The following is a 4401-nucleotide window of genomic DNA, read 5'->3' as shown; positions in this document are numbered from 1 at the left end:
GATTTGGGGGTCGGTTCACACAAGCCCTTTTTCTTTTCAGTCCTTGGCTCAAATTCGTAAGCGTTTGCTGGATTTAAGCAGCAGAAATGCTTTGCTCAACTACCGTTTCCCCAAAGGAAAGAGTGTAGAAATTTTCAATATATCGCCCAATACGATTCAAACCAAACTGTTTGCGGGCGAAAAACTGGCATTGGATACCATTGATTTTCCAAATGAAAAACAGTTAAAGGCATACGGACATACAGACAATACACCTTTTCCCAGTGCAAGCGATTGGGCAAAATATCTTGATATTCAATGGGATAGCGAATTACCCAATAATGACAGCAAAAACAATGCCCTAACGGTAATGTACCCACACCATTTAAGTGCCATTATCAAAAAAATCAACCAAGAAAATACCCTAACTTTAAATGAAACAGGTAGCCATATCTTGTATTTGTGTTTGGGATTTTTGGTGTGGCAAGACGGCAATCAAAAACGTCTTGCCCCTTTATTGACCCTGCCTGTTAATCTTGAAAGCAGCACCAACAGGGGCAAGCAAACCCATTATCTTGTTTTAAAAGAAGATGATGGGTTTATCAATATGACTTTATCTGAAAAATTAAAAGCAGATTTTGATTTCAGGCTGCCTGAATGGACAGAGAACAACACTCCTGAATCTTATTTTCAAGCCGTACAAAAATTGATTGAATACACCGAACCCAAATTGTCCATTCAACGCCGTGCCTGTCTTGCTTTGCTGAATTTTAGCAAGCAAGCGATGTATGACGATTTGAATCCAGATACTTGGCAAGATTGTGGCAGTATTGACAACCACCCCATTTTGCAGGAGTTATTTAATCCGCAAAGCATTGAGCACGAAAATAATGCGATGCAAAATGAATACCCTATTGATGAATACAATCAAGAAATTCATCAAACTTATCCCTTGATTTACGATGCCGATAGCTCACAGCACAGTGCTTTAATTGATGCGATTGCAGGTAAAAACTTGGTGATTGAAGGTCCGCCTGGTACAGGAAAATCGCAAACCATTACCAATTTAATTGCCGCTTTTATCAATAATGGCAAAAAAGTCTTGTTTGTTGCTGAAAAAATGGCTGCCTTAAATGTGGTAAAAGACCGTTTGGATAGAGCAGGTTTGGGCAATTTTTGTTTGGAATTGCACAGCAATAAAACCAATAAACAAAAAATATTAAGTGATTTGGTTTCCCAATCACAGCAACATTATCCCAATCATCGTGCAGATTTACAAGCAGAAATCAATGGTTATGAACAATACAAAATCGAATTAAATCAGTATGTTCAACAAATTAACAGTGAATATAAAAATACCCAAATCAGCATTCATCATATTTTAAATCGCGTTACCCGTTTATCGGAAGAATTTAAATCATTGAATATTTTGCCAGAACAAGTGGCATTTTCAGTTTCAAATAATACAAACTGGAACAATGTCGCACGCACCCAAATGCACGATAAAGGCAAAATGTTCAAAACGGTTTATCAAGCAGTTGCCGAACAATCGTCTAATGGCAATATTGTTGGGCATTATTGGCACGGGGTTCAAAAACATACGCTGACATCAAGCGAACAAACTGCTTTGATTTTATCATTAACTCAATGGAATGAATCATTACAGCAATTATGGCAATTTAAACAAGATTGGCAAACCCATTTTCAGGCTGCCTTGACTGCTGACGATGAACAATCATTACAAACTTTATTAAAAACAGCCGAACAATTGCCACAAAGACAGGGTAATGAATTGTTTTTGTCAGAATGGTTTAAAGAAAACGCCTTGAATGAGTTTAAACAAGCCATTGAAATATATCAAAATTATTTTAAACAACTTAAAGAAATAGAACCAACTTTTCAAACAGATACCTTAAATAATCCGCATTATTTCAGCCAAATTGATGAGATTATCCAAAATTTAAATAATATAAGTTTATCTAATGAAAATAGCTTTGCTGATTATGCAAAACATTATAAAAATTTAAATAATTTAAATCAAAATATTGCAACATTAGCCGAGCAAATAAACAAAATACAAGCCCAATTACCCAATAAATTTATCCCATTGTTTTCATTAAATATCCAAAATTTAAAAGAATGGGAAATTTTAGTTGATTTGATGACGCAATTACCCAAAGAATTATGGCAACATCGTGCCAATTATTTGGATAATGACGGCTTGGATAAGCTGTTGTCTGAATTAACCCCTGTTTTAAATAATGCCAAACAATTACATAAGAATATTCACAAGGTTTTTAAATTAAATCAATTGCCTGATACCGATGATTTGGAAACTTATTTGGCTATTTTGGAAAATGGCGGATTGTTTCGTTTCTTGTCATCGGATTGGCGAATGGCGAAAAATGAAGTATTGGCATTATCAAAACAAAGAACTGCCAAAATTGATGATTTACAAGAAGCGTTGCCCGAGCTTATTCGTTACCAAGAATTGCTTGAAAAAGCCAATGCCATTCATCAAAAAAATCCCTTGTTGGGGCAGGTTTATCAAGGTATCAATACGCCTATTGAAAATATCGCAAAACTGCGTGATTGGTATCAAAAAGTGCGTCAAGAATATGGTGTGGCATTTAGTGAACGCACCCATATCGGCACGGCATTATTGTCATTAAATGAAAAAATGGCGTTTGGTATCACGGCTTTATATCGTGAGCAATTAAAGCCGATTGCCACACAAATAGAAACTGGACTTAATGAATTGAAATTGGTTTTTGAGCCAATACATAAATTATGTGCAGAGAATTTGCATTTACAAAATGAGCATATTATTGCCAATTTATTGCAAACATTAAAAGAATATTTAACTCAATTAAATTCACATTTGGCAAATAAAGAAGTTCCATTGACACAAATCCAATCCGCCAATCACATATTGAGCGGTTTGAATCAGACAAAAACACAATGGCTTGATAATACAAAATATTGTGAATGGCGTCAGCATTGGCAATTTTCATTTAAAGTTGATGAATATGCCCAAAATCAGGTTCAGGCTGCCTTAAATACTCTAACATTATTCTCAACCATTCAACACAATCAGGATTTGATACAAGCTTTAAAACAACAAAACACCGCACAAAATTATGATGTAATTGTGGAAAAATTAAATACACTTAAAACTTTATTACACAATCAATCTCATCATCAAACGGCATTTATGTCGCAAGGACAAGTGGATAAAGCGTTGTGGTTGGCAGATGTGCATTTTTCATTAAGTCGCATTGACGAAATCATACAAAAAAATCAACAAGCCATTGAACACGCTGATTGGTTGTATAACTGGACACAGTATTTATCCGCCAAACATAGCTTATCGCAAGGTCATTTGGATAATATTATTCAATTATTGGAAAGCAAAATTTTGCCTGCCGATAAAATAGAAAATGCCATTGAATTGGCGATTTTTCATCAATTGCAACAACAAATTTTTGCAGAAAATGAATTTATTCGTGAATTTAATTCATCGCTTCATCAAGCCAAGATTGAGCGATTTAAAAATTATGATAAAAATTTAATGGTATTACAACGCAAACAAATTGCTTATCAAGTAAAACAATCCGCCCCAATGGGAATTGGCACGGGTTTGGTTGGCAATTTCAGCGAATTATCATTGATTAGGCACGAACACGGCAAAAGAAGCAGACATATTCCCATTCGCCAATTATTTACGCGTTCCGCCAAAGCCATTCAAGCATTAAAACCGTGTTTGATGATGAGTCCAATGTCGGTTGCCCAATATTTGCAGGCAGGCTGTTTTGAATTTGATGTGGTGATTATGGACGAAGCATCGCAAATTTTGCCCGAATTTGCGATTGGGGCATTGGCTCGCATTAAACGAGATGGCGGTTCTGTTGTGATTGTGGGCGACCCCAAACAATTACCACCAACTAACTTTTTCTCAACCAATAACAACAATGACGATGAAAATGATGAAATTTTGGCGATTGAAGCGTCTGAAAGCATTTTGGATACGGTGAGCAAGCACCCCAAATTTCATCAACGCCGTTTGCGTTGGCATTATCGTTCTCGCCACGAGTCTTTGATTGCGTTTTCCAATCGTCAATTTTACGATTCGGATTTGGTTTTGTTTCCTTCGCCTATGCAAAAAAGCGATGATTTGGGGATTCGCTTTCACAGAATTGAGGGGGTTTATGGCGACAGCATTAATGTGATTGAAGCCACAGAAATTGTCAAACAAGCCATTGTTATTTTGCAAAATTCGCTAGGTGAAAGCATAGGTTTGGTGGCAATGAACAGCAAGCAACGAGATGAAATTGAACGCCAGTTTGCTGAACAATTGGAACAAAACCCCGCTTTACAAGCCTTGTATGATGAAAAAGCCAAAACTGAACCGACCCCCAAATC

General features: G+C 36.2%; 1 protein-coding gene. It reads left to right on the top strand.

All coding sequences use genetic code 11. The features are described from left to right. Positions 1-4401, top strand: a 4401-nt coding sequence (locus B5J94_RS13275) for a DUF4011 domain-containing protein (protein ID WP_079364194.1), incomplete at both ends; no start/stop codon positions are given.

This window comes from Moraxella lacunata (genome assembly GCF_002027545.1).
Lineage (GTDB): Bacteria > Pseudomonadota > Gammaproteobacteria > Pseudomonadales > Moraxellaceae > Moraxella > Moraxella lacunata.
The sequence above is the reverse complement of the archived record's forward strand: the minus strand, read 5'-3'. Positions and strand labels throughout refer to the sequence as shown.